At 72.3% G+C, this 20,989-nt stretch carries 24 protein-coding genes; 8 read left to right on the forward strand and 16 right to left on the reverse strand.

Going from position 1 to position 20,989, the window contains the following annotated elements; genetic code table 11:
• Positions 1–8: 8 nt before the first annotated feature.
• The 5 genes from J2X36_RS01200 to J2X36_RS01220 all read right to left on the reverse strand — a co-directional run bounded on the left by J2X36_RS01200 (position 9) and on the right by J2X36_RS01220 (position 4,366).
• Positions 9–935, reverse strand: coding sequence for a VWA domain-containing protein (locus J2X36_RS01200; protein ID WP_132255437.1), 927 nt, complete (start codon positions 933–935; stop codon positions 9–11).
• A complete protein-coding gene (locus J2X36_RS01205) occupies positions 932–1,942 on the reverse strand; it encodes a VWA domain-containing protein (RefSeq protein ID WP_310345100.1) in 1,011 nt (336 codons plus the stop codon). Before J2X36_RS01205 ends, J2X36_RS01200 begins: the two co-directional genes overlap by 4 nt.
• Before the next feature lie 4 nt (positions 1,943–1,946).
• Positions 1,947–2,417 carry a DUF4381 domain-containing protein gene (locus J2X36_RS01210; protein WP_132255439.1) on the reverse strand — a complete coding sequence of 157 codons (471 nt, stop codon included), beginning with the start codon at positions 2,415–2,417 and terminating at the stop codon, positions 1,947–1,949.
• Between the two features lie 12 nt (positions 2,418–2,429).
• Positions 2,430–3,281 (reverse strand): DUF58 domain-containing protein, encoded by an 852-nt coding sequence (locus tag J2X36_RS01215; RefSeq protein WP_132255459.1) that lies wholly within the window; start codon positions 3,279–3,281, stop codon positions 2,430–2,432.
• 74 nt (positions 3,282–3,355) lie between these two features.
• On the reverse strand, positions 3,356–4,366 hold the full coding sequence (locus J2X36_RS01220) for a MoxR family ATPase (RefSeq protein WP_310345106.1): 1,011 nt from the start codon (positions 4,364–4,366) through the stop codon (positions 3,356–3,358).
• A gap of 229 nt (positions 4,367–4,595) precedes the next feature.
• Between J2X36_RS01220 and J2X36_RS01225 the strand changes: the two genes are divergently transcribed.
• Positions 4,596–5,312: an MgtC/SapB family protein gene (locus tag J2X36_RS01225; RefSeq protein ID WP_310345110.1), complete on the forward strand. Its 717-nt coding sequence runs from the start codon at positions 4,596–4,598 to the stop codon at positions 5,310–5,312.
• A gap of 121 nt (positions 5,313–5,433) precedes the next feature.
• Positions 5,434–6,120: an SDR family oxidoreductase gene (locus J2X36_RS01230; RefSeq protein ID WP_132255442.1), complete on the forward strand. Its 687-nt coding sequence runs from the start codon at positions 5,434–5,436 to the stop codon at positions 6,118–6,120.
• A 3-nt stretch (positions 6,121–6,123) separates the two neighbouring features.
• On the opposite strand, the gene J2X36_RS01235 is transcribed toward J2X36_RS01230, so the two are convergent.
• Positions 6,124–6,489, reverse strand: coding sequence for a hypothetical protein (locus J2X36_RS01235; RefSeq protein WP_132255443.1), 366 nt, complete (start codon positions 6,487–6,489; stop codon positions 6,124–6,126).
• A 222-nt stretch (positions 6,490–6,711) separates the two neighbouring features.
• Here J2X36_RS01235 and J2X36_RS01240 point away from each other — a divergent pair, with 222 nt between their 5' ends.
• Complete coding sequence (locus J2X36_RS01240; RefSeq protein ID WP_310345118.1) at positions 6,712–7,590, forward strand: C40 family peptidase; 879 nt, start codon at positions 6,712–6,714, stop codon at positions 7,588–7,590.
• Here the strand turns inward: J2X36_RS01240 and J2X36_RS01245 are convergent.
• The 6 genes from J2X36_RS01245 to J2X36_RS01270 form a co-directional block, all read right to left on the reverse strand.
• The gene (locus J2X36_RS01245) at positions 7,568–8,026 is read right to left on the reverse strand and encodes a low molecular weight phosphatase family protein (protein ID WP_132255446.1); all 459 of its coding nucleotides are present in this window, start codon (positions 8,024–8,026) and stop codon (positions 7,568–7,570) included. The genes J2X36_RS01240 and J2X36_RS01245 overlap by 23 nt on opposite strands.
• 66 nt (positions 8,027–8,092) lie before the next feature.
• Positions 8,093–8,587: a UPF0262 family protein gene (locus J2X36_RS01250; RefSeq protein ID WP_310345122.1), complete on the reverse strand. Its 495-nt coding sequence runs from the start codon at positions 8,585–8,587 to the stop codon at positions 8,093–8,095.
• A gap of 99 nt (positions 8,588–8,686) precedes the next feature.
• The gene (hisD, locus tag J2X36_RS01255; RefSeq protein WP_132255448.1) at positions 8,687–9,982 is read right to left on the reverse strand and encodes a histidinol dehydrogenase; all 1,296 of its coding nucleotides are present in this window, start codon (positions 9,980–9,982) and stop codon (positions 8,687–8,689) included.
• Between the two features lie 33 nt (positions 9,983–10,015).
• On the reverse strand, positions 10,016–10,477 hold the full coding sequence (locus tag J2X36_RS01260; protein ID WP_132255449.1) for a DUF2948 family protein: 462 nt from the start codon (positions 10,475–10,477) through the stop codon (positions 10,016–10,018).
• Between the two features lie 100 nt (positions 10,478–10,577).
• The gene (murA, locus tag J2X36_RS01265; RefSeq protein WP_132255450.1) at positions 10,578–11,867 is read right to left on the reverse strand and encodes a UDP-N-acetylglucosamine 1-carboxyvinyltransferase; all 1,290 of its coding nucleotides are present in this window, start codon (positions 11,865–11,867) and stop codon (positions 10,578–10,580) included.
• A 163-nt stretch (positions 11,868–12,030) separates the two neighbouring features.
• Positions 12,031–12,222 carry a hypothetical protein gene (locus J2X36_RS01270; RefSeq protein ID WP_310345131.1) on the reverse strand — a complete coding sequence of 64 codons (192 nt, stop codon included), beginning with the start codon at positions 12,220–12,222 and terminating at the stop codon, positions 12,031–12,033.
• 351 nt (positions 12,223–12,573) lie between these two features.
• On the opposite strand from J2X36_RS01270, the gene hemA reads away from it, so the two are divergent.
• Entirely contained in the window at positions 12,574–13,860 is a 1,287-nt protein-coding gene (gene hemA / locus J2X36_RS01275; RefSeq protein ID WP_310345134.1) for a 5-aminolevulinate synthase, read from the forward strand.
• A 4-nt stretch (positions 13,861–13,864) separates the two neighbouring features.
• Here hemA and J2X36_RS01280 read toward each other — a convergent pair whose 3' ends face one another.
• Positions 13,865–14,599 carry an MBL fold metallo-hydrolase gene (locus J2X36_RS01280; protein WP_310345137.1) on the reverse strand — a complete coding sequence of 245 codons (735 nt, stop codon included), beginning with the start codon at positions 14,597–14,599 and terminating at the stop codon, positions 13,865–13,867.
• A 98-nt stretch (positions 14,600–14,697) separates the two neighbouring features.
• Between J2X36_RS01280 and J2X36_RS01285 the strand changes: the two genes are divergently transcribed.
• Positions 14,698–15,255, forward strand: coding sequence for a DUF4337 domain-containing protein (locus tag J2X36_RS01285; RefSeq protein WP_132255454.1), 558 nt, complete (start codon positions 14,698–14,700; stop codon positions 15,253–15,255).
• A gap of 103 nt (positions 15,256–15,358) precedes the next feature.
• On the forward strand, positions 15,359–15,895 hold the full coding sequence (locus J2X36_RS01290) for a phosphate-starvation-inducible PsiE family protein (protein WP_310345141.1): 537 nt from the start codon (positions 15,359–15,361) through the stop codon (positions 15,893–15,895).
• A gap of 29 nt (positions 15,896–15,924) precedes the next feature.
• On the opposite strand, the gene J2X36_RS01295 is transcribed toward J2X36_RS01290, so the two are convergent.
• The 3 genes from J2X36_RS01295 to J2X36_RS01305 form a co-directional block, all read right to left on the reverse strand.
• Entirely contained in the window at positions 15,925–16,536 is a 612-nt protein-coding gene (locus J2X36_RS01295) for a hypothetical protein (RefSeq protein ID WP_132255456.1), read from the reverse strand.
• A complete protein-coding gene (locus tag J2X36_RS01300; RefSeq protein WP_310345571.1) occupies positions 16,533–17,138 on the reverse strand; it encodes a DUF1214 domain-containing protein in 606 nt (201 codons plus the stop codon). The genes J2X36_RS01295 and J2X36_RS01300 overlap by 4 nt, the downstream gene beginning before the upstream one ends.
• Before the next feature lie 94 nt (positions 17,139–17,232).
• Positions 17,233–19,500 carry a PBP1A family penicillin-binding protein gene (locus J2X36_RS01305; protein WP_310345574.1) on the reverse strand — a complete coding sequence of 756 codons (2,268 nt, stop codon included), beginning with the start codon at positions 19,498–19,500 and terminating at the stop codon, positions 17,233–17,235.
• Between the two features lie 336 nt (positions 19,501–19,836).
• Here J2X36_RS01305 and J2X36_RS01310 point away from each other — a divergent pair, with 336 nt between their 5' ends.
• Both J2X36_RS01310 and J2X36_RS01315 read left to right on the forward strand, forming a co-directional pair.
• The gene (locus tag J2X36_RS01310; RefSeq protein WP_310345145.1) at positions 19,837–20,340 is read left to right on the forward strand and encodes a YcgN family cysteine cluster protein; all 504 of its coding nucleotides are present in this window, start codon (positions 19,837–19,839) and stop codon (positions 20,338–20,340) included.
• 144 nt (positions 20,341–20,484) lie between these two features.
• The gene (locus J2X36_RS01315; RefSeq protein WP_310345148.1) at positions 20,485–20,988 is read left to right on the forward strand and encodes a ferritin-like domain-containing protein; all 504 of its coding nucleotides are present in this window, start codon (positions 20,485–20,487) and stop codon (positions 20,986–20,988) included.
• The last annotated feature ends 1 nt before the right edge of the window (position 20,989 follow it).

The following is a 20,989-nucleotide window of genomic DNA, read 5'->3' on the forward strand; positions in this document are numbered from 1 at the left end:
GCTCCTCGTCAGGCGCTTCTGCGGAACAGGAGGAGGGCGGGCAGCAGCGCGGCCAGCAGCAGCCAGCGCCCGAGATCGGCGTAGGCGAGCACGGTGTAGCCGCCGGCGGCGAGGTGCTGCGCCGTGCTGGCACCGACCGCGTCGAGGACGGAGGCCGGGGCGCCCACATCCGCGACGAGGCCGCCGCCCGTGCCGACCACGCCGTCGAGGGCCGCCCGGTCGGGCTTCGGCGAGCCCGGCGGCAGCGCCTTGTCCGCCGGCACGAACAGGCCGTGCAGGCGCCAGCCCTTGTCTCGCAGCGCCCGCGCCTCGCGCGACGCCGCCTCGCCGATGCCGTCGCCGTCGGTGATGAGAACGATGTCGGCGGACACCACGGCAGCTTCGCTCAGGGTGCGGCGGGCGAGGGCGAGTCCGCGCTCCGGATGGCTGCCGCGGTCCGGCACCGTATCGGCGTCGAGAGCGAAGAGGGTGGTGGCGAGGCTGTCTCGGTCGGTCGTCGGCGGGGCGGCGAGGTAGGCGTCGCCCGCGTAGACGACGACCGCGACGGAGCGGGTGCCCGTCGCGTCCGCGATTCCCTGCGCCGCCTGCCGCACGGCCTTGAGGTCGCCGCCCTCCGATACGGACCGCGAGAGGTCGATCACGATCACCGTGGAATCGAGGTTGCGGAAGGTCGCGGAATCCGGCCGCTCCACCGCCGGCCCGGTCAGGGCCAGCGCGATGATCCCGGCCGCGACGGCCGCCGCGAGGTTCGCCTGCCGGCGCCCGCCGAGCACCGCGCCGCGGCGGGCGAGCGCCGCCATCAGGGCGGGGTCGACCACCCGGGTCCAGTCGCCGAGCGGGGCCGAGCGCCACGCGGCGCGGAGCGCGAGCAGCGCGACGAGGGGGATCGCGGCGAGCCACCAGGGCCGCAGGATCGCGAGTTCGGCGAGGCTCATGCGGCCCTCCGCGTCGCGAGGAGGGCGGCAGCGCAGAGGAGCGCCAGAGCGGCCGGCCAGGGCCAAAGGTCGCGCCGCAGGGGCAGGGGCGGGGCCTGCGCACGCCCGCCCTCCAGCGCGTCGATGGCGTTCGCGACCCCGATCAGGTCGTCGGTGGTCTTCACGCGGAAGGCCTTGCCGCCGCTGATCGTCGCCATGTCGCGCAGGGTCTCGGCATCGACCACGTCCTGCTCGCCCTCGGCGTTGGCGAGGTCGCGGGGTCCGAGCGCGATCGTGTAGACCTTCACCCCGAGGTCGCGGGCGAGTTCCGCCACGTCGCGGGGCGTGGTCTGGCCCGCGTTGTTGGTGCCGTCCGAGAGCAGGATCGCGACCTTGGCGGTCCTCGGCCCCTCGACCTCGCCCTCCGGGCCCTGGGGGGCGAGGCGCTTCAGGGCGAGGCCGAGCCCGTCGCCGATGCCGGTGGAGCGCCCGACGAGGCCGATCGTCGCCTCCTCCAGCGCGTGCGCGACGGTGGCGGTGTCGAAGCTCGGGCTCGCCGCGACGTAGGAATCGTTGGCGAAGATCACGAGGCCGATCCGGTCTCCGGCCCGGCGGCGGATGAAGTCGGCGCCGACGCGCTTGACCGCCTCCAGCCGGCTCACGGTCTGGCCGTCGAGGTCGAAGTCGCGCCGCTCCATCGAGCCGGACAGGTCCATCGCGATCATGATGTCGCGGCCGGAAGCCGGCAGCGCCGTCGCCGAGAGGACGAGGCGGGGGCCGGCCAGCGCCGCGACGAGGGCGGCCCAGAGGATCGCGATGAGGACGAGGCGGGTACGCCCCCGGGCGGCGATGCCGGCGCCGGCCCGCGCCTGGGCCACGACCGAGGCCGGCACGCACAGCGCGCCGCTCCCGCCGGCCGTCTCGGCGGGCAGAAGGCGGGCGGCCAGAAGCGGCAGCGGCAGGAGGAGGAGCGCGAGCGGGCTCGCCAGGTCGAACGAGGAGGCGAGGGCGCTGAGCCAACCGGGCATGGCGTCAGGTCCTGATCCGCGCGAGGAGGCGGGCGAGTTCGGCGTCGATCGCCTCGACGTCCGGCGTCGCGCGGCGGCCGTAGAGCCCGTCGACGAGGACGCGGCCCGCGCCTTTGCCGAAGAAGTCGGTGGCGAAGATCCGGTCGAGCCGGGCCGCCCAATCGGCGCCGCGCAGGTCCGCCACGCCATCCCCGTCGAGGGTGCGCGCGGTGCGCCGCAGGAGCCTCGCCTGCGCGACGAGGCGCGCCTCGGGCTCCAGCCCCCGCGCCGCCTGCAGGTCCCGCAGGGCCGCGCGTCGTACCGTGCTGCCGCGACGGGCTCGCCAGTACCGGATGGCGCCGACGAGGAGGGCGGCGGTGAAGCCGAGGATGATCGCGGCGACGACCTCGCCCTGGATCGCGCCCGCGGCGTTCGCGGGCAGGTGCAGGCCGCGCAGGTCGGCGAGGCTCGGGGCGGTCTCGGCGGCGGGCGTCACGGCGCCTCTCCCTCACAGGACCGCATCGAGGCGCTCCATCAGGGGAGCGTAGACCTCCGGCCCCGCCTCGACGTCGAGGCGCAGGCCCTCGATGCCGCGGCGGGCATACTCGGCGAGGCGCGCCGCGCTCACGGCCTCGGCATTCCGCGCATTCCCCTCGAGGGTGCCACGCCGCCCGTCCGCCGTGGCGAAGGGATAGTAGCCGGCGGGCCGCTCGCGCTCGAAGGCGTCGCTGACGAGGAGGAGGCGGATCGAGAGGCGCTCGGCCAGCACGGTGAGGAGCCGGTCGAAATCCGGTCCCGGCGCGTCGAGGGCACTCGCGATGACGAGGTGGCCGCCGGACGGAAGCAGGCTCGCGGCGAGCGTCAGAAGCGGATCGAGGGGCGGGTCGTCGCCACCCGCCTCGAGGGCACGGGCATGGGCCAGGGCGAGCGCGCCCGTCACGGCGGTCATCGCCCGCTCGCCGCCGGCCGGCCGCAGGGCGGCGGGCTCGCCCGCGCTGCCGACCACGAGGCCGACGCGCCCCCCGTCGCCGACGATCCGCCAGCCGAGGAGCGCCAGCGCCTCGGCCGCCGCGACCGAGCGCAGGGCGCGCCGCGTGCCGAACAGCATCGAGGGCCGGAAATCGGCGAGCAGCACCACGGCGCGGTCGCGCTCGTCGTGGTGGGTGCGCACATGCAGGATGCCGGTGCGGGCGGTGGCGTTGCGGTCGATGTGGCGCATGTCGTCGCCCTCGGACCACAGGCGCACGTCGTCGGGCTCCGAGCCGCGCCCGCGCCGCTTCGTGACGATGCCGCCGGGCAGGCCGGCCAGCGTCCGCGTCGCCGGGGAGACGCCGCGGCGGGCGAGGTGGCGCAGGCCCATCAGCGCCTCGCCGGAGAGCCGCACGCCGGGATGGTCGGAGAACGCGCCCGGCGAAGCCTGCGAGGCGGCCACGGTCAGAGCGCCCGCACGCGCCGGACCAGACCCTCGACGATGCCGCGGGCGGTCTGGCCCTCGGCGGCGGCGCGCCATGTGAGGCCGATGCGGTGGCTCAGGGCATCCACGGCGAGGTCGGCCACGTCCTCCGGGATGACGTGGTCGCGCCCGTGCAGATAGGCCCGCGCCTTGCCGGCCACCATCAGCGCCAGCGTGCCGCGCGGGGAGGCGGGGTGCTCGATCGCCGCGCGGAGGTCCGGCGCGGCCGCATCCGTGCGGGTGCCGGCCACGAGGCGCACGAGGTAGTCCTTCAGGGCCGGCGAGACGTAGATTCCGAGCGCCGCCTCGCGGGCCGCCCGCACCTCCTCCAGGGTCAGCTTCACCGGCATCGCCTCGGCGTGGTGGTTCAATTCGCCCTCGACGAGGTCGAGGATGCGCCGCTCGGACGCCTCGTCGGGCATGTCGACGACGACGTGCAGGAGGAAGCGGTCGAGCTGGGCCTCGGGCAGGGGGAAGGTGCCCGCGTGCTCGATCGGGTTCTGGGTCGCCACCACCATGAAGGGGTCCGGCAGGGGGTGGGTGTGGCCCGCCACCGTGATCTGGCCCTCGGCCATCGCCTCGAGAAGCGCCGACTGCACCTTGGGGGGCGCGCGGTTCACCTCGTCGACGAGGATCAGCGAGTGGAACAGGGGGCCGGCCAGGAACTCGAAGGTGCCGCTGTCCTGGCGCCACACCGTCGTGCCCGTGAGGTCGGCCGGCATCAGGTCCGGCGTGCACTGGACGCGGGCGAAGGAGCCGTCGAGCCCGTCCGACAGGCGCTTGACCGCGCGGGTCTTGGCGAGCCCCGGCGCACCCTCCACGAGGATATGGCCGCCGGTGAGGAGGCCGATCAGCAGGCGCTCGACGAGACCGGTGCAGCCGATCAGGCCGTGCTCCAGCCCGTCGCGCAGGGCGAGGATGCGGGCGCGCAACGCCGCGTCGGCCGTGCCCTGGGCAGCGGCGGGGCGCTCGGCAAGGGTGGTGCCGCTCATGAGCGCGCACCCGCCGCAGGGACCGGAACCTGCATCCGAAACTTCTCCTTGCACGTCTCCCCACGGGCTCTTAGGCGGCCCATAGACTTGCGGAAGGGTGTGCCCGCAGGCCGGGGCGGGCGTCAATCCCGCGGGCAATCGAATGGCGCATCCCGGTCAATTTGCCCGAGGGGGCGGCCCGCTTTCCATCCGTCACGGTTCCGTCATCGAGCGCCGACATGGAGGCCGGATGAGCACGCTCCTCGCCGGGCCGTTCCCGGAATCCCTGAACTCCGCGATCAGCCTGATCGTCGCCTTCGTCCTCGGCACCCTGATCGGGGCGGAGCGGCAGTACCGGCAGCGAACGGCGGGCCTGCGCACGAACGTCCTCGTGGCGGTGGGAGCCGCCGCCTTCGTCGATCTCGGGATGCGGCTCGAGGGCGCCGCCGGCGGCACCCGCACGGTGGCCTACGTGATCTCCGGCGTCGGCTTCCTGGGGGCGGGCGTGATCATGAAGGAGGGCATGAACGTGCGCGGCCTCAACACCGCCGCGACCCTCTGGTGCTCGGCCGCGGTCGGCGCCTTCGCCGGGGCCGACCTGCCCCTCGAGGCCCTGTTCGTCACCGTCTCGGTCCTCGCCGGCAACACGCTGCTGCGCCCCCTCGTCAACGCCATCAACCGCGCGCCCATCGACGAGAGCGCCACGGAGGCGACCTACGAGGTCCAGGTGACGACGGCGCCGGAGGAGGCCGGCCCGGCCCGGGACCTCCTCGTGGAGCGCCTGGAGGCGGCGAGCTACCCCGTCGGAGGCATCGAGGTGGTGGAGCGCGGCGAGGACGCGGTCGAGGTGGTGGCCACCCTCGTCGCCACGGCGGTGGAGGGGGCGGAACTCGACGCGGTGACGGCGGCGCTGGCCCGGGCGCCGGGGATCCGCCACGCCACCTGGTCGGTTCAGACGGCGGATTGAGGCGGGTGCGCGTCCGCACGGCGCGGTCCTCACCCGCCTTTCCGGCAGGGGCACACGCCCCAACCTGCCCCGCCATCGGGCCGGCGGCCGGCCCGGGCGGCCTCGTCAGGAGATCTGCACCATGTCCGACACTCAGAAGAGCGCGCTCATCGTCGGGGCCTCGCGCGGCCTCGGCCTCGGCCTTGCCGGGGCCTTCGCGAAGCGCGGCTGGCGCGTAACGGCGACGCAGCGCTCGCCCTCCCCGGGCCTGGCCGCGCTCGCCTCGGATTCCGTGCGCGTCGAGACCGTCGACATCGACGACGACGCGGCGGTCCGCGCGCTCCGCGAGCGCCTGGGATCCGAGACCTTCGACCTCATCTTCGTCGTGGCGGGCGTGGCCACGCAGGCCCACGAGCCGATTCACGCCGTGCCGCGCGACGTGGCGGCGAAGGTCTACCTCACCAACGCGGTGAGTCCGATCCGCTTCTCGGAGACCTTCGCCGACGCGCTGCGCCCCGCCGGGACGCTCGCGCTGATGAGCTCCATCCTCGGCAGCGTCTCGCTCAACGAGGATGGCGGCTGGGAGAGCTACCGGGCGAGCAAGGCGGCTCTGAACACCTATGCCCGCAGCTTCGAGATCCGGCACCGCGACGCGGGCTTCGGCGTCCTCGTGATGCATCCGGGCTGGGTCCGCACCGAGATGGGCGGCGCGGAGGCGGATATCGACGTGGAGACGAGCGTCGCCGGCATGGTCTCGGTCATCGAGGACCGGCTCGGCCGCACGGGCATCGCCTATCTCGACTACCGGGGCGAGACCCTGGCCTGGTAGGCCTCAGCGCCGCCCGTCGAAGGGCGGGCGGCCGCGACGCTCCACCACCACCGGCGCCCGTGTGCGGCGCTCCACGATGACGGTGCGCGGCGCGCGCGACGGGGTGGCCGGGCTCAGCAGGCGCTCCGGGGCCCGGTCGTAGCGGGGTTCCGGCTTGCGCTCGGCAGTGAGCACGTGAGGGCGGATCTCGTCCGGCGGCAGGCCGATCAGGCCGGCCGCGATCTCCACCTGCTGCTCCAGATCGTCGGCGAGGTCCTGCGCGGCGGAGACGGCCTCGGCGATCGTCGGCGGCTCCCGGCGCACGCGGATCGGCGGCAGATCGGCCTGGGATTTCGAGGTCTTCTTCACGGCTCGGCTCACGGTCGTCATCGCGCGAACATAGTCCATCGCACGGATTTGTGCACTGCATCAGAACGCGATGCTCTCGCCCGTGCAGTGCAACGGCCGGTGCCGAAGCAGGATGCATTCCAGCCGCCGGCCTCCGCCAACGCATAGGATAAGGTTTGGGCGCTCACGGCCACGCCTGCGGCGCGAGGCCGCGGGCGCGGGCGCGGTTGCGGAGGATCCGCCCGCCGCGATACGGCTAGCGCCATGACGCACCCGGCTCCTCCCCGCGATCCGCGCCTGACCCCGGCCCGGCCGGACCTCGCCGATGTCGCCCTGCGGGGACTCGTCGAGGCGGCCAGCTACGTCGAAGGGGTCCCGCACCGGGTCAGTGCACCCTCGGCCCCCTTGCGCCGGGCGCCAAGCAGCGATTCCGGCATCGACACCGAGGCGGTGATGGGCGACGCGGTGAGCGTCTACGAGGTCAAGGACGGCTTCGCCTACGTCCAGCTCCGCCACGACGGCTATGTCGGCTACCTGCCGGCGGACGCTCTCGGCCGCGCCGAGCCGGAACCGACCCACCGGGTGCGGGCTTTGCGCACCTTCCTCTATCCGGCGCCGGATCTGAAGCGTCCGAACCGGGGCCATCTCGGCCTCGGCGCCGCGATGAGTGCGGAGGGGCAGGAGGGCGAGTACCTGCGGCTCGAAAGCGGCCTCTACGTCTTCGCGCCCCATTGCGAGCCCATCGCGTGGCGGGAGCCCGACTTCGCCGTGACCGCCGAGCGGCTCGTCGGCACGCCCTATCTCTGGGGCGGCCGCACCAGTCTCGGCCTCGACTGCTCGGGGCTCGTGCAACTCGCCCTCGAACTCGCCGGCCTGCCCTGCCCCCGGGACGCCGACCAGCAGGAGCGTGCCCTCGGCCAACCGCTTCCCCCCGGCGATCTCGGCTCCCTGCGCCGGGGCGACCTCGTGTTCTGGCGCGGCCATGTCGGGCTGATGCTCGACGGCGAGCGGCTGATTCACGCCAACGGCCACCACATGGCGGTCGCGGTCGAGCCGCTCGCCGTCGCCGTCGCCCGGATCCGCGAGAAGAGCTACGGGCCCGTCACGAGCCTGCGCCGGCTCACCCCTTCAGCCGGCTCTTGATCCGGTAGATCAGGCCGTCGCGCACGTCGCGGTAGCCGTCGAGGCGCTGCTCGCGGCTGCCCTCCTGCAGGATGGTCGGGTCCGGCGTCGGCCAGTACTCGACATCCGCCGCCAGCGTCCGGGTCAATTCGAGGGCCGCGTGGTGGGCCTCCGGGGCCAGGGTCACGATCAGGTCGAAGTTGAGGCCCTCCCACTCCTCGAGCTGCTCGAGGGTGCGCGGCCTGTGGCGGGCGGCGTCGATGCCGATCTCGTCGAGGGCGGCGATCATGAAGGGGTCGGCCGGCTCGCCCGAGCGCACCCCCGCCGACTGGATGTAGATCGACTTGCCGAAATAGTGACGCGCGATCGCCTCCGCCGCGAGGGAGCGCACGGCGTTGTAGTTGCACATGAACAGGGCGGACTGCACCCGTTTCTTCTTCGGCGTGATCCCGTCCATCGCGGGTTCGGCCTCAGGCCCGGGCGACGCGCGGATCTCGCCGCGGGTCTGGCGTGCTCACGCGGCTCAGCCCTTCCAGTGCAGGGCGAAGATGAGGGTGAAGAGGCGGCGCGCCGTGTCGTGGTCGAGCTCGACCTTGCCCTCCAGGCGCTGCTTCAGGGTCTCCGACGCCTCGTTGTGCAGGCCGCGCCGGCCCATGTCGATCGCCTCGATCTGGGTCGGCGAGGCGGTGCGGATGGCGTTGTAGTAGCTCTCGCAGATCATCTCGTAATCGCGGATCACCCGCCGGAAGGGCGTGAGCGAGAGCAGGTGGGTGATGACGGGCTCACCCGCGGGCGTCGCGATCGCGAAGGAGAGCTTGTTCTCGACCAGGCCGAGGGTCAGCGCGTAGGGCCCCTCCCGGCCGGGGATCGCGAAATGATTCTCCTCCAGGATGTCGAAGATCGCGATGGCGCGCTCGTGCTCCTGGTCCGGATTGCCGCGGCCGATCGAACCTTCGTCGAGGGCGACGGCCGCCAGCCGGTTCGCGCCCTTCGCCTCCCCCTTCGCCTCGCTGGCCATGCGGACGCTTCCCCCCTCCGCGCCGGTCGTCGTGCCGGCAGCTCAGGATCCCGGTCCCGCCGCTTCAGCCCGGCGTCGCGGTTCCCGCGCTCGCTGGTATCACAGGTTCAGGCGGATCGCGACGGAGCGGGCATGGCCCTCCAGCCCCTCCGAGCGTCCGAGCGCGATGGCCGCCGGCCCGATCGCCCGAAGCGCCTGCGCGTCGCAGCGCAGGATCGTGGTGCGCTTCATGAAATCGAGGACGCCGAGGCCCGAGGAGAACCGGGCCGAGCGGGCGGTCGGCAGCACGTGGTTCGGGCCGCCGACATAGTCGCCGATCGCCTCCGGCGTGTGCGAGCCGAGGAAGATCGCGCCCGCATTGCGCACCTTGGCGGCGAGCGCCTCCGCGTTCTCCGTCTCGATCTCCAAGTGCTCCGGCGCCAGCCGGTCGACGAGGGGCACCGCCTCCTCGAAGTCGCGCACCCGGATGATCGCGCCGTAATCGCGCCAGCTCGCCCGGGCGATCTCGGCCCGCGGCAGGGTCGCCAGCGCCCGCTCGACGGCTCCCTCGGCGGCCTCGGCGAGGTCGGCGCTGTCCGTGATCAGGATCGCCTGGGCGGCGGTGTCGTGCTCGGCCTGGGCGAGGAGATCGGCCGCGATCCAGTCCGGGTTGGCGTGGCCATCCGCGAGGATCAGCACCTCGGAGGGGCCGGCGATCATGTCGATCCCGACCTGCCCGAACACCCGGCGCTTGGCCGCCGCGACCCAGGCATTGCCGGGGCCGACGATCTTGGCGACAGGCGCGATCGTCTCGGTTCCGTAGGCGAGGGCGGCCACGGCCTGCGCGCCGCCGACGCGGTAGATCTCGTCGATGCCCGACACGCGGGCGGCGGCGAGCACGAGGGGGTTGAGCTGGCCGTCCGGCGTCGGCACCACCATGACGATGCGCGGCACGCCGGCGACGCGGGCCGGCACCGCGTTCATCAGAACCGAGGAGGGATAGCTCGCGGTGCCGCCCGGCACGTAGAGGCCGACCGATTCGAGCGCCGTCCAGCGCCAGCCCGCGGTGACGCCGAGCGCGTCGGTGGCGAGGTGGTCATCCGGCACCTGCGCCCGGTGAAACGCCTCGATCCGCTCTGCGGCGAGCGTCAGGGCGTCGAGGGCCTCGGCCGGGCAGGCGTCGAGGGCGGCGTCGACCTCCTCGGCCGTCACCGCGAGGCGCGCGGGGGAGAAGTCCTCCCCGAGCCGGTCGAAGCGGCGGGTGTAGTCGACGAGGGCCGCGTCGCCGCCCGCGGTCACGCCCGCAATGATGCCGCGGACGGTCTCGTCGACATCCTCCGAGATCTCGCGCTTGACGGTGAGGAGCCGCGCGAAGGCCTGCGCGAAATCGGGTTGGGTGCTGTCGAGGCGGATCATCGGGCGTGCGGCCAATCGGGCGAGGTGTCGGGGTCAGGGTGTCGGCGCGCCGAGGACGGGCGCGCCGCCGGCGGCGTGGACCGGCCGCGCGTCCGCCTCCCAGACGGGTCCGAGATCCTTCATGCGCACCTCGACGCACTCGACGTCGAGGCGGATGGCGGCGCCGCCCGCGAAGACGAGGGTCACGGTGCCGGAGGGCGCGTCGCCGGGCTCGAAGGTGACGGCGAGCAGGCTCAGGGCCGCGTCCGAATCCTGTCCCGGCGCGATGCCGCGGGTGCGCACGCCGAGCACCCGCTCGAAATGCACGCCCGCGAGCCGGCGGCGCGGCGGCTCGCCCTCGGGCGCCGACCAGTCGAAGCGGCGCACCACGAGGACGAAGCGGTGCTCGGCGGCGAGATAGGTCAGGTCGCCCGCCCGCAGGATCGCGTCCTGCAGGTGGGCCGAGATGACGGTGAGATCCTCGGGGTCGAGGGCGGCGAGCTTCAGGAGCTCCATGGCTTGGCTGCGGTACTCTTCGGCGCGAAGGAGGTCGCGCGCTGGAACAGGGCTGGCCGGTAGGTAGCGGCGCACTCCCCGTCCGGCAACCGCCGCCCGCTCAGGTCCGGACGCGGCGGATCTCGGCCCCGCAGCGCCCGAGCTTGGCCTCCAGCGCCTCGAAACCGCGGTCGAGATGGTAGACCCGGTTGATCTGCGTCTCGCCCTCGGCCGCGAGTCCCGCGATGACGAGGGAGACGGAGGCGCGCAGATCGGTGGCCATCACGGGCGCGCCCTTCAGGCGCTCCACGCCCTCGACGACGGCGAGGTCGCCCTCGAGCCGGATCTTGGCGCCGAGACGGGCCAGCTCCTGCACGTGCATGAAGCGGTTCTCGAAGATCGTCTCGCGGATGTGCGAACGGCCCTTGGCGAGGGTCATCAGCGCCATGAACTGGGCCTGGAGATCGGTCGGGAAGCCGGGGAAGGGATCGGTCGTCACGTCGACGGCGGCGATGCCCGCCCCGTTGCGGCGGATGCGGATGCCCTTGTCCGTCGAGGTCACCTCCGTGCCGGTCGTCGCCAGCACGTCGAGGGCGGAGTGCAGGAGGTCGGCGCGGGTGTCCTCCAGCGTCACGTCGCCGCCGGTCATGGCCACCGCCATGGCGTAGGTGCCGGTCTCGATCCGGTCGGGCAGGACCTCGTGGCGGGCGCCGTGCAGGCGCGAGACGCCCTCGACCACGATGCGCGGCGTGCCCGCGCCCTCGATCCGGGCGCCCATCTTGATCAGGCACTCGGCGAGGTCGACGACCTCGGGCTCGCGGGCGGCGTTCTCGATCACCGTGGTGCCGTAGGCGAGGGCCGCCCCCATCAGGGCGACGTGGGTGCCGCCGACCGTGACCTTGGGGAAGCTGATCTCGCCGCCGCGCAGGCCGTTCTTCGTCTTGGCGACGACGTAGCCGCCGTCGATCTCGATCTGCGCGCCGAGCTTCTCCAGGGCCATGATCAGCAGGTCGACGGGCCGCGTGCCGATGGCGCAGCCGCCCGGCAGCGAGACCTTGGCCTCGCCGAAGCGGGCGAGCAGCGGGGCCACCACCCAGAAGCTCGCGCGCATGGTCGAGACGAGGTCGTAGGGCGCCGTGGTGTCGATGACGTTCGAGGCGGTCAGCCGGACGGTCTGCCCGGTCTCGGTCGTCTGCCCCGGGCGCTTGCCGACCACCATGTGGTCGACGCCGTGGTTGCCGAGGATGCGCGAGAGCGAGGCGATGTCGGCGAGCCGCGGCACGTTGACGAGCTCAAGCGTCTCCCCCGTCAGCAGGCTCGCGATCATCAGGGGCAGGGCCGCGTTCTTCGCGCCGGAGATCGGGATCACGCCGTTGAGCGGCGTGCCGCCGGTGATGTGGATGCGGTCCATTCCAGTCCTCTCGCGCGCCCGCGGCCCGTCCTCGGGCTCCGTCTCGTGCGCCGTCATTCCCCTGAAGGGCACCGCGTCGTGTGCGCGCCCGGTGCGTTACGGCCCCGTATAGGCGAGTTTTGGCGGAATCGGGACGGATTCGACGAAGCGATCGCGCGCCGTCTCAGCGCCGCCCGCCCGGCTCCTGCGCCGGGTCGTTCGGCGCGGGGTCCTTCGGCGCGAGTTCCGGATCGGCGCACCCTCCGTCGACGCCTCCTCCCGCCCGCCCGCGCCCCTGCGCCTTGCGGCGGCGCAGGTTGTCCCGCAGCGCGGCCTTGAGCCGCTCCGCCCGTTCGCTGTCGTTGCGCGTGCTCATGCTCTGACGCCCTCGAACCGATCTTAACCGGAAAGCCTCGCGCGACCCATCGTCGCCAGACCGGCTCCGCCCTTTGCCCGTCGATGCCGAACGGTGCAAAGCAGCAATGCCGCAACGCACCTTGAACCGATTCCAAATCCGCCTGTATCTTCTCCTCGGAGACCGCCGCTCAAGACGGTCGTAAGGAAACACCCTCACCTGATGCGGGATCGGGTTGGGCCTTGAGTCCCAAGGCCACCCCCTCGCGGGCTCGGACGAGCGGGCCCTCCTCGACGATTCCGCCCCGGGCCGCCATGGGACTTGAGCCATGGAGCCCCGGTCAGCCACGCGAAGGACGAGCCCTTGAACCGGATGCCCGCGCACACGACGCTCACCGACACGAATTCCGCGCCAGGCAACAGGACCGATTACGAGGGCCATTTCCGCGCCGCGCTCGACAGGCTGCACGGCGAGCGCCGCTACCGCGTCTTCGCCGACATCGAGCGCATCGCCGGCCGCTTCCCCACCGCCCACTGGCGCAAGCCCGACGGATCGGCGCGCGAGATCACGGTCTGGTGCTCGAACGACTATCTCGGCATGGGCCAGCACCCGGAGGTCGTGGGCGCCATGACCCGCACGGCCGAGCGCTGCGGCGTCGGCGCGGGCGGCACCCGCAACATCGCGGGCAACAACTCGCCCCTCGTCGACCTCGAGCGCGAGCTCGCCGACCTGCACGGCAAGGAGGCGGGCCTCGTCTTCACCTCGGGCTACGTCTCGAACCAGGCCGGCATCTCGACGATCGCCAAGCTCATCCCGAACTGCCTGATCCTGTCGGACGCCTACAACCACAACTCGATGATCGAGGGGGTGCGCCACTCGGGTTGCGAGAAGCGCGTCTTCCGCCACAACGACCTCGCGCATCTCGAGGCATTGCTGATCGAGGCCGGCGACCGGCCGAAGCTGATCGTGTTCGAGAGCGTCTACTCGATGGACGGGGACGTGGCGCCGATCGCCAGGATCTGCGACCTCGCCGACCGCTACGGCGCCATGACCTACCTCGACGAGGTGCACGCGGTCGGCCTCTACGGCGAGCGCGGCGCGGGCATCGCCGAGCGTGACGGGGTGATGCACCGGGTCGACGTGATCGAGGGCACGCTCGCCAAGGGCTTCGGCTGCGTCGGCGGCTACATCACGGGCTCCGCCATCCTCTGCGACGCGGTGCGCAGTCACGCGGCGGGCTTCATCTTCACGACCGCCCTGCCGCCCGCCATCGCCGCCGCCGCCCGGGCCTCGGTGCGCTACCTGAAGCGCTCGCAGACCGAGCGGGCGGCCCACCAGCGCCAAGCCGCCCGCACCAAGGCGGCCCTGGAGGCGGCGGGCCTGCCGGTACTGCACACCGAGACGCACATCGTGCCGGTGATGGTGGGCGATGCCGAGCTCTGCAAGGCGGCGGCCGACCATCTGCTCGAGCGCCATGCCATCTACATCCAGCCGATCAACTACCCGACCGTGCCGCGCGGCACCGAGCGGCTGCGCATCACGCCCTCGCCCTTCCACGACGAGGCGAGCATCGCCCGGCTGACGGCGGCGCTGGCCGAGACCTGGGACACGCTCGACCTGCCGCGGGCCGGCACCGTCTTCGTCGAGGCCGCGGAGTAGCCCGTCAGATCTCCAGCACCATCCCGTCCTCGGCCGCGACGTAGCGGCCGGCGGGGTCGTTCGCGATCATCTCCGGGCTCATATGCGTGAGCACGAGACGCTTCGGCCGGATCTCGGGCATCCGCGCCGCGAGGGCCGCCCAGCTCAGATGGAATCTCACCGGCCGCTCCACCGTGTAGCCCTCCGCGATCAGGAGGTCGGCCTCGTGGCCGAGCGGGATCAGGTCTTCGACCCACTCGGTGTCGCCGGTGTAGCTCAGGACCTTGCCGCCCGCCTCGATCCGCAGGCCGTGGGACGGCGCACCCGAGGGGTGGCACACGGCGAAGGGCGTCACCGCGATGCCGCCCAAAACGTCCTGCCGGCCGGCCTCGATCTCGACCACATCCACCGCGAAGGCCCGTTGCGCCGTGCTGGAGCCGGGAAACAGCGCCTCCATGGCCGCTTTCAGCCGCTCGCCCGTTCCCGCCGGCCCCGCGATCACCAGGGGCTTCGTTCGCCGGCTCACGAACTGAGCATCGAGGATCAGCCAGGGCAGGCCACCGAAATGGTCGCCGTGGAGATGGGTCAGGAACACCGTGTCGATCCCGTTCGGATCGACGCCGAAACGGCGCATGGCGATGAGGCTCGAGGCGCCGCAATCGATGAGGAAGCCGGGCCCGGCCCAGCTCACGTGGAAGCAGGTGTGGAAGCGCCCGCCGGAGCCGAAGGCGTCTCCGCATCCGAGAATCAGAAGCCGCATCGGTTCGGTCTCCTCGCGCGTGCCCGGCCGTGCCGCATTGCCTCCGGGCCCCGGATAGGCTGTGACTCGGCCGCAACGAATCAACGGGGGCGCGGAGCATGTCGGGTGGTCACGGGGCGGTCGAGGGATCGAACAGGCGCGTCGCGCTGCTCATCTCGGTCCTGGCGCTGTTCCTCGCCTTCAGCGAGACGCTGGGCAAGGCGGCGCAGACGGACGCCCTCGGCGCCAACATCGAGGCCTCGAATCTCTGGGCCTATTTCCAGGCCCGCACCATCCGCGGCACGGTGGTGAAGACGACCGACGAACTGGCGGCCCTGCTGCCGCCCGGCACGAGCGCCGAGGCCGTCCAGGCCAAGCGCGCGGAATGGGCCAAGACCCTGGCCCGCTGGGAATCCGAGCCTTCGACGGGCGAAGGCCGCAAGGAACTGGCCGCGAAGGCGCAGTCCGCGCAGGAGAAGCGGGACTTGGCGCTCGAGCGCTACCACCATTACGAATTGGCCTCGGCCGCGTTCCAGATCGGCATCGTGCTGGCCTCGGCGGAGGTGATCACGGGCGTGGTCGCCCTCGTCTTCGCGGGCGGCCTGCTCGGGCTCGCGGGCATGACGCTGCTGGGCTTCGGCTATCTCGCGCCGCACGCCCTGCACCTGTTCCACTGAGGGACCCCTCACGCGAGATTTGATCGGCCTATCGGGTGCTGACCCGTCGCCCGCGGCCGTCGCGCTCTATCTCCCCGGGATGGTCACGGCGGGGAGGTCGGGGATGGCCGAGGCTTCGCAGAACGAGGGCCGCCTGACGCGGGTGTCGGCGGTCATCTTCCAGCATACCGAGCACGCGATCTACGCCGTCCTTGGCCTGCTCCTCGCCGCGACCGCGATCCTCGCCCTCATCGACGCGGCCGGCCTGACCTTCGAGGCCATCCACGCCCTGGGCAAGGCGCCCCAGCTCCTGGAGGTGGTCGACCGGCTGCTGTTCCTGCTGATGCTCGTCGAGATCCTGCATACGGTGCGGGTCTCGATGCGCTCCGGACGGCTCACCTGCGAGCCCTTCCTCATCGTCGGGCTGATCGCCTCGATCCGGCGGGTGCTGGTGATCACCCTGCAATCCTCGGAGATCATGCACGCCAAGGAATGGACCGCCGAGAAGGAGGCCCTGTTCCGGGCCTCCATGATCGAGCTCGGCGTGCTCGCCGGCCTGATCATCACGATGGTGATCTCGATCTTCCTCCTTCACCGCGCCCGCGACGACGACCGTCCGGCGGGCGAGGAGGAGCCGGGGCCGGAGACGAGAGACGCCTGACTTCGCGGCGTGCCCGCCTCTCGGCGGCTCTACTTAACGGGCTCTTTGCCGGGCTCCTTGCCCGGCTCCTCGCTCGGGCTGTCGATCGTGCAGGAGACGGCCTGGACCGCCTCGTTGGCCGCCGCGCGCTGGCTCGGCAGAGCCGCGATCACCCGGACCGTGACGAAGCCCTGGCGCTCGGGCGCGACGATGCGGACGTCGCGGCTCGGCTCGTTGTCGTCCTCGTTGGCGAGCGCCTCGTCGTACTGGCTGCGGGTCAGGATCACGAGGTCGAGGGCGCCGCGCACGGCGGCCTGATCGGTGACCGCGTAGAAGGCGCCGCGTCGCCCGTGCGCGGCGAGCGAGAGCATCTGCGCGCCGGTGCGGGCCGAGACGCGCATGGGGCCGTCGTCGAGGTCGTAGGCGCAGACGCCGAGGGCCACGGCCGGGTCCGGGGTCGGCAGCCACCCCTCGGCCGGGGCCGGATCGTCGGCGGTCGAGAGCGCGTAGAGGCGCTGCGGATGGTCGAGGCTCTCGCTGCCCCGCGCCCGCGAGAGCGCGTCCGTATCCGACAGGAGCGGGATCGCCAGAACCGTGACGATGTGGACGAGGCCGGCGAGGACGAGGCCGCAGAGCGTCGCGTAGAGAAAGCGGATCCTCATGCGCCGCAGCCCAGGCGCGTGATGGCGGGCAGCGTCTCGCGGTCGAGCGAGCCGGTCCCGGCCGCGACCGGCGTGTCGTAGAGGCGCAGGGCGAGGCGGATCGGCCCCGACGAACCGGGGGCCGGGAGCCAGTTCCCGGGCCGGGCCCCGGGGGCGAGGGCGATCACGAAACGCCCGTCGCGCTCGCGCAGGATCTCGGTCGAGGTGAAGCCGCCGCGCAGGGCCGGCCGGCCCGGCTCCGCCGCGCCGCGGCCCGTGACCGTCAGCGTCCAGGCCCGCGCCGGCGGCGTGTGGCCGGCGATGCTGTAGCTGCAGCCGGCCTCGAGCGCGCGGCCTTCGTCGTCCGTCGTCGCGGAGAGCAGCAGCCCCTCGCCGACCGCGAGCGGGATCTCGCCCCGGCGCGCGTTGACGGCCCGGGCATAGGGGTCGGCATTGGCGGCGCCCGCCCGCGGCCACGCCGTCCAGGGACCGACGGTGACGCCGCCGAACGGGTAACGGCCCCGCGTCGCCCAGTCGGCGCTGACGAGCCCGAGCCCGGCGCCGAGGCCGAGGGCGTAGAGCACGAGCCCGACCCGCGAGGTCTTGCGCAGGAAGTCGCGCACGGCGCCCGCTGCCCGCCCGCCGAGGCCCGCCGCCCCGGCCTGCGCGCGCGGACCGCCCGAGTGTCTCTCCGCCAAACTCGTCACGACCATTGCCTCAGCGGGTCTCGATGCGGCTGGCCGCCGGGCGCACGCCCTCGGCGAGGCTGCCGGAGGTCCCCGGAGCGGGATCCGCGGCCGCCGCCGGCTTGAAGCCGGGTTTCTGGCCCCCCGAACCCGCGACGGCGGGCTCGACCGAGCGGAACAATCCGTTGAGGCCGCCGATCACCTCGAAGGAGCGGCGCGAGAGCTTGCCCGCCGCACTGGCTCCGCCGCCCGCGGGCGCGGCCGGATTGCTGCTCACCTGCGCGGCCGGGCGGGCGCCGTCCCGGAGGCCCGGCATCACCTTCAGCTCGATGCCCTGGTGGGCGCTCTCCATCACGTCGTGCCAGAGCATGGCTGGCAGCGAGCCGCCGGTCATCTTGTTCGACGGGCTGTGGTCGTCGTTGCCGACCCAGACCGCACCGACGTAATTGCCCGTGTAGCCGACGAACCATGCGTCGCGGTAGGCGTTCGTGGTGCCGGTCTTGCCCGCCACCTTGACGCCCTCGATCTGGGCGCGCCGGGCCGTGCCCTCCTCCACCACCTTGTTCAGCATGAAGTTCATGTCGGCCACGACCTGGGTCGAGAGCACCTGCTCGGGCTTCTCGTCGTCGTGGCGGTAGATCACCTCGCCGGAGGAGTTCCGCACCTCCATCGCCGCGTAGGGCTTGGCCCGCCGCCCGCCATTGGCGAACACCGCGTAGCCCGCGGCCTGATCGATCACCGTCACCTCGGCCGAACCGATCGGCAGGGAGACGGAATCGGTCAGCGGCGTGGTGATGCCCATCTTGTGGGCGGTCTCGATGATCTTGGCGCGGCCCGCCTTCGCGGCCCGGGCCTCGTGGGAGATGCCCATCGCCTTGCCGAGCGCGATCGAGATCTGGATCGGGATCGTGTTGATCGACTTCGTCACCGCGACCGTGAGGTTCGTCGCCCCCGCGTAGGAGCGGCCGTAATTCTGCGGGCACCAATTGCCGATGCAGACCGGGCGGTCGACCACCTTCGTCTCGGGCCGGTACTGCCCGGAGGCGAGCGCCGCGGCATAGACGTAGGGCTTGAAGGAGGAGCCGGGCTGGCGCAGCGCGTCGGTGGCGCGGTTGAACTGGCTCTCGCCGTAATCGGCGCCGCCGACCATGGCACGGAGCGCCCCGTCCGGGTCGAGGATGACCATCGCCGTCTCGTCGACGTCGTACTGGTCCCCGTACTGGCGCAGCACGTTCTCGACCACTTGGTCGGCCCGCTTCTGGATGCCGATGTCGAGGGGCGTCTTCACGGTCAGCACGCGGTCGTTGCGCAAGCGGCCGGCATCCGCCAAGCCCTTGATCTCGTTGAAGGCCCAATCGAGGTAGTAGTCGGCCGTGATGTCGCGCTGGCGCGTCACCGGGGTCGCGGGGTTGCGCAGGGCGGTCTGGATCTGGCCTTCCGTGACGAAGCCCGCCTCCACCATGTTGTGCAACACGTCGCCGGCGCGGGCGCGGGCGGCCGGCAGGTTGACGTGCGGCGCGTACTTCGTCGGCGCCTTGAACAGGCCGGCGAGCATCGCCGCCTCGGCGAGGCTGATGTCCTTGAGCGGCTTGCCGAAATAATAGTCGGCCGCGGCCACCGCCCCGAAGGTGCCGCCGCCCATGTAGGCGCGGTCGAGATAGAGCTTCAGGATCTCGTTCTTGGAGAGGTGGCTCTCGAGCCACAGCGCCAGGAAGGCCTCGTTGACCTTGCGCTCCAGCGAGCGCTCGTTGGTCAGGAACAGGTTCTTGGCGAGCTGCTGCGTGATCGAGGAGCCGCCCTGCGTGCCGCCGCCGCCGCGCGAGTTGTTGACGAGGGCGCGCGCCGTGCCGATCGGGTCGATGCCCCAGTGCTCGTAGAAGCGCCGGTCCTCCGTCGAGACCAGCGCCTTGATCATGATGTCGGGAAAGTCGTCGAGCTTGAGCGAATCGTCGTGCTTGATGCCCCGCCGCCCGACCTCGGTGCCGTAGCGGTCGAGGAAGGTGACGGCGAGGTCCTGCTGCTTCAGCCAGTTGTCGCTCGTCAGGTTGAAGGCGGGCTGCGCGAGCGCCAGCATCAGGATGGCGCCGCCCGTGCCGAGCGTGACGCCCTCGCTGGTCAGATCGAGCGCGACGCGCTTCCAGCCGCGCACCGAGAACACGCTCATGCGCTCCTGGAAGCGCTCGTAGGCCTCGCCCGTCGAGCGGCCGCTGTCGTAGAGGCTCGCATTGACCCAGGCGTCGAAGGCGAGGGCCGCGTGCTTGACGCGCGTCAGGAGCGTTTTGGCGTTCGGCAGGCGCACGGCGTGGTCCGGTTCCTCGGGCACCGCAGGGTCCGACGCCGGTCGGCACGGCGCCCCGCTCCATCTCTACCAAGCCCCGGGCCCGTCCGCGAGGCTTACCGATGCGCCACGGTCGATTTCTGCGGGTGCGTCCTCAACGCGCGAGGCGGCGGGATCGCCGCACGGCGACGCGGCAGGATTCCGTTAACCTTGATCCCGGATTGGGGCGCGGCGGTGGCGGAGATGGCCCATCCGGCCTCGCTTGCACCGGCCGCGGCCTTGCGGCAGAGCAGGCCGGCGTGCCGGCCCGCGACGGGCGGCCGGGCGCTAGACCTCGGAACGCACAGAGGAATCCCGATGGGGGAGAGCCGCGCCCGCACGGCCGCCGCAGAACCGTTCTGGCGCAGGAAGTCCCTCGACGCGATGGATCCGGCGGAGTGGGAGAGCCTGTGCGACGGCTGCGGGCGCTGCTGCCTGATCAAGCTCGAGGACGAGGAGACGGGCGAGGTGCACCACACCGACATCGGCTGCACCCTCCTCGACGGGATCGGCTGCCGCTGCCGCGATTATGCCCGCCGCCAGAAGCGGGTGCCCGATTGCGTGCGGCTGACGCCGGAGGCGGTGCGCACCATCTCCTGGCTGCCGCCGACCTGCGCCTACCGCCTCGTGCGCGACGGGCTCGACCTGCCCGACTGGCATCCCCTCGTCTCGGGCCGGGCCGCGAGCGTCCACGAGGCCGGCATCTCGGTGCGCGGCCGTCTCGCCGGCAACGAGGAGGAGTTCGACGAGGAGGAATATCCCGAGCGCATCGTCGCGTGGCCGGCCCTGAGCCCGCGCGAGGAGGGCGGCGAAGAGGGGTGAGGGCGGGCGACATTCGGTTCCGAATGTCAAGGTCAGATCAAGTCAAGCTCAGGAACTTGCGCCCCACCTCGCGGTTCCCCAGCCAAGCTGGCCCGTGCATGTCCACACTGCACGCGTCACGCTCGAGCATGAGGGAGAGGAACGATGGGTCTCTTCACCACCCCGATCAAGACGATGGACGATCTGTTCACGCATATGCTGCAGGACATCTATTACGCCGAGCAGCAGATCACCAAAGCCCTGCCGAAGATGATCGAGAAAGCCGGTGAGCCGCAGCTCAAGCAGGGCTTCGAGAAGCACCTGCGTGAGACCGAGGGTCAGATCCAGCGCCTGGAGCAGGTGTTCCAGCAACTCGGCAAGCCGGCCAAGGGCGTCGAGTGCGCGGCGATCAACGGCATCATCTCCGAGACCAAGGAGATCATGGGCGATGTGGGCGACCCGCAGGTTCTCGACGCGGCCCTGATCGCCGGCGCGCAGGCGGTGGAGCATTACGAGATCACCCGCTACGGCACCCTCATCGCCTACGCCAAGCAACTCGGCCACGGCAACGTGGTGGGCCTGCTGGAGCAGACGCTCGGGGAGGAGAAGGCGACCGACAAGACCCTGACGGCGTTGGCCGAGGCGAACGTCAACCGCAAGGCGGCCTGAG

Origin of the sequence: Methylobacterium sp. BE186, assembly GCF_031457035.1 — a bacterium.
Classification (GTDB): Bacteria; Pseudomonadota; Alphaproteobacteria; order Rhizobiales; family Beijerinckiaceae; genus Methylobacterium; species Methylobacterium segetis.

Bases quoted from the DNA above. Each gene is read 5' to 3' on its own strand.
- J2X36_RS01200 (WP_132255437.1), bottom strand. From the start codon at position 935: ATGAGCCTCGCCGAACTCGCGATCCTGCGGCCCTGGTGGCTCGCCGCG.
- J2X36_RS01205 (WP_310345100.1), bottom strand. From the start codon at position 1,942: ATGCCCGGTTGGCTCAGCGCCCTCGCCTCCTCGTTCGACCTGGCGAGC.
- J2X36_RS01215 (WP_132255459.1), bottom strand. From the start codon at position 3,281: ATGGGCCTGCGCCACCTCGCCCGCCGCGGCGTCTCCCCGGCGACGCGG.
- J2X36_RS01220 (WP_310345106.1), bottom strand. From the start codon at position 4,366: ATGAGCGGCACCACCCTTGCCGAGCGCCCCGCCGCTGCCCAGGGCACG.
- J2X36_RS01225 (WP_310345110.1), top strand. From the start codon at position 4,596: ATGAGCACGCTCCTCGCCGGGCCGTTCCCGGAATCCCTGAACTCCGCG.
- J2X36_RS01230 (WP_132255442.1), top strand. From the start codon at position 5,434: ATGTCCGACACTCAGAAGAGCGCGCTCATCGTCGGGGCCTCGCGCGGC.
- J2X36_RS01235 (WP_132255443.1), bottom strand. From the start codon at position 6,489: ATGACGACCGTGAGCCGAGCCGTGAAGAAGACCTCGAAATCCCAGGCC.
- J2X36_RS01240 (WP_310345118.1), top strand. From the start codon at position 6,712: ATGACGCACCCGGCTCCTCCCCGCGATCCGCGCCTGACCCCGGCCCGG.
- J2X36_RS01245 (WP_132255446.1), bottom strand. From the start codon at position 8,026: ATGGACGGGATCACGCCGAAGAAGAAACGGGTGCAGTCCGCCCTGTTC.
- J2X36_RS01250 (WP_310345122.1), bottom strand. From the start codon at position 8,587: ATGGCCAGCGAGGCGAAGGGGGAGGCGAAGGGCGCGAACCGGCTGGCG.
- hisD (WP_132255448.1), bottom strand. From the start codon at position 9,982: ATGATCCGCCTCGACAGCACCCAACCCGATTTCGCGCAGGCCTTCGCG.
- J2X36_RS01260 (WP_132255449.1), bottom strand. From the start codon at position 10,477: ATGGAGCTCCTGAAGCTCGCCGCCCTCGACCCCGAGGATCTCACCGTC.
- murA (WP_132255450.1), bottom strand. From the start codon at position 11,867: ATGGACCGCATCCACATCACCGGCGGCACGCCGCTCAACGGCGTGATC.
- J2X36_RS01270 (WP_310345131.1), bottom strand. From the start codon at position 12,222: ATGAGCACGCGCAACGACAGCGAACGGGCGGAGCGGCTCAAGGCCGCG.
- hemA (WP_310345134.1), top strand. From the start codon at position 12,574: ATGCCCGCGCACACGACGCTCACCGACACGAATTCCGCGCCAGGCAAC.
- J2X36_RS01280 (WP_310345137.1), bottom strand. From the start codon at position 14,599: ATGCGGCTTCTGATTCTCGGATGCGGAGACGCCTTCGGCTCCGGCGGG.
- J2X36_RS01285 (WP_132255454.1), top strand. From the start codon at position 14,698: ATGTCGGGTGGTCACGGGGCGGTCGAGGGATCGAACAGGCGCGTCGCG.
- J2X36_RS01290 (WP_310345141.1), top strand. From the start codon at position 15,359: ATGGCCGAGGCTTCGCAGAACGAGGGCCGCCTGACGCGGGTGTCGGCG.
- J2X36_RS01295 (WP_132255456.1), bottom strand. From the start codon at position 16,536: ATGAGGATCCGCTTTCTCTACGCGACGCTCTGCGGCCTCGTCCTCGCC.
- J2X36_RS01310 (WP_310345145.1), top strand. From the start codon at position 19,837: ATGGGGGAGAGCCGCGCCCGCACGGCCGCCGCAGAACCGTTCTGGCGC.
- J2X36_RS01315 (WP_310345148.1), top strand. From the start codon at position 20,485: ATGGGTCTCTTCACCACCCCGATCAAGACGATGGACGATCTGTTCACG.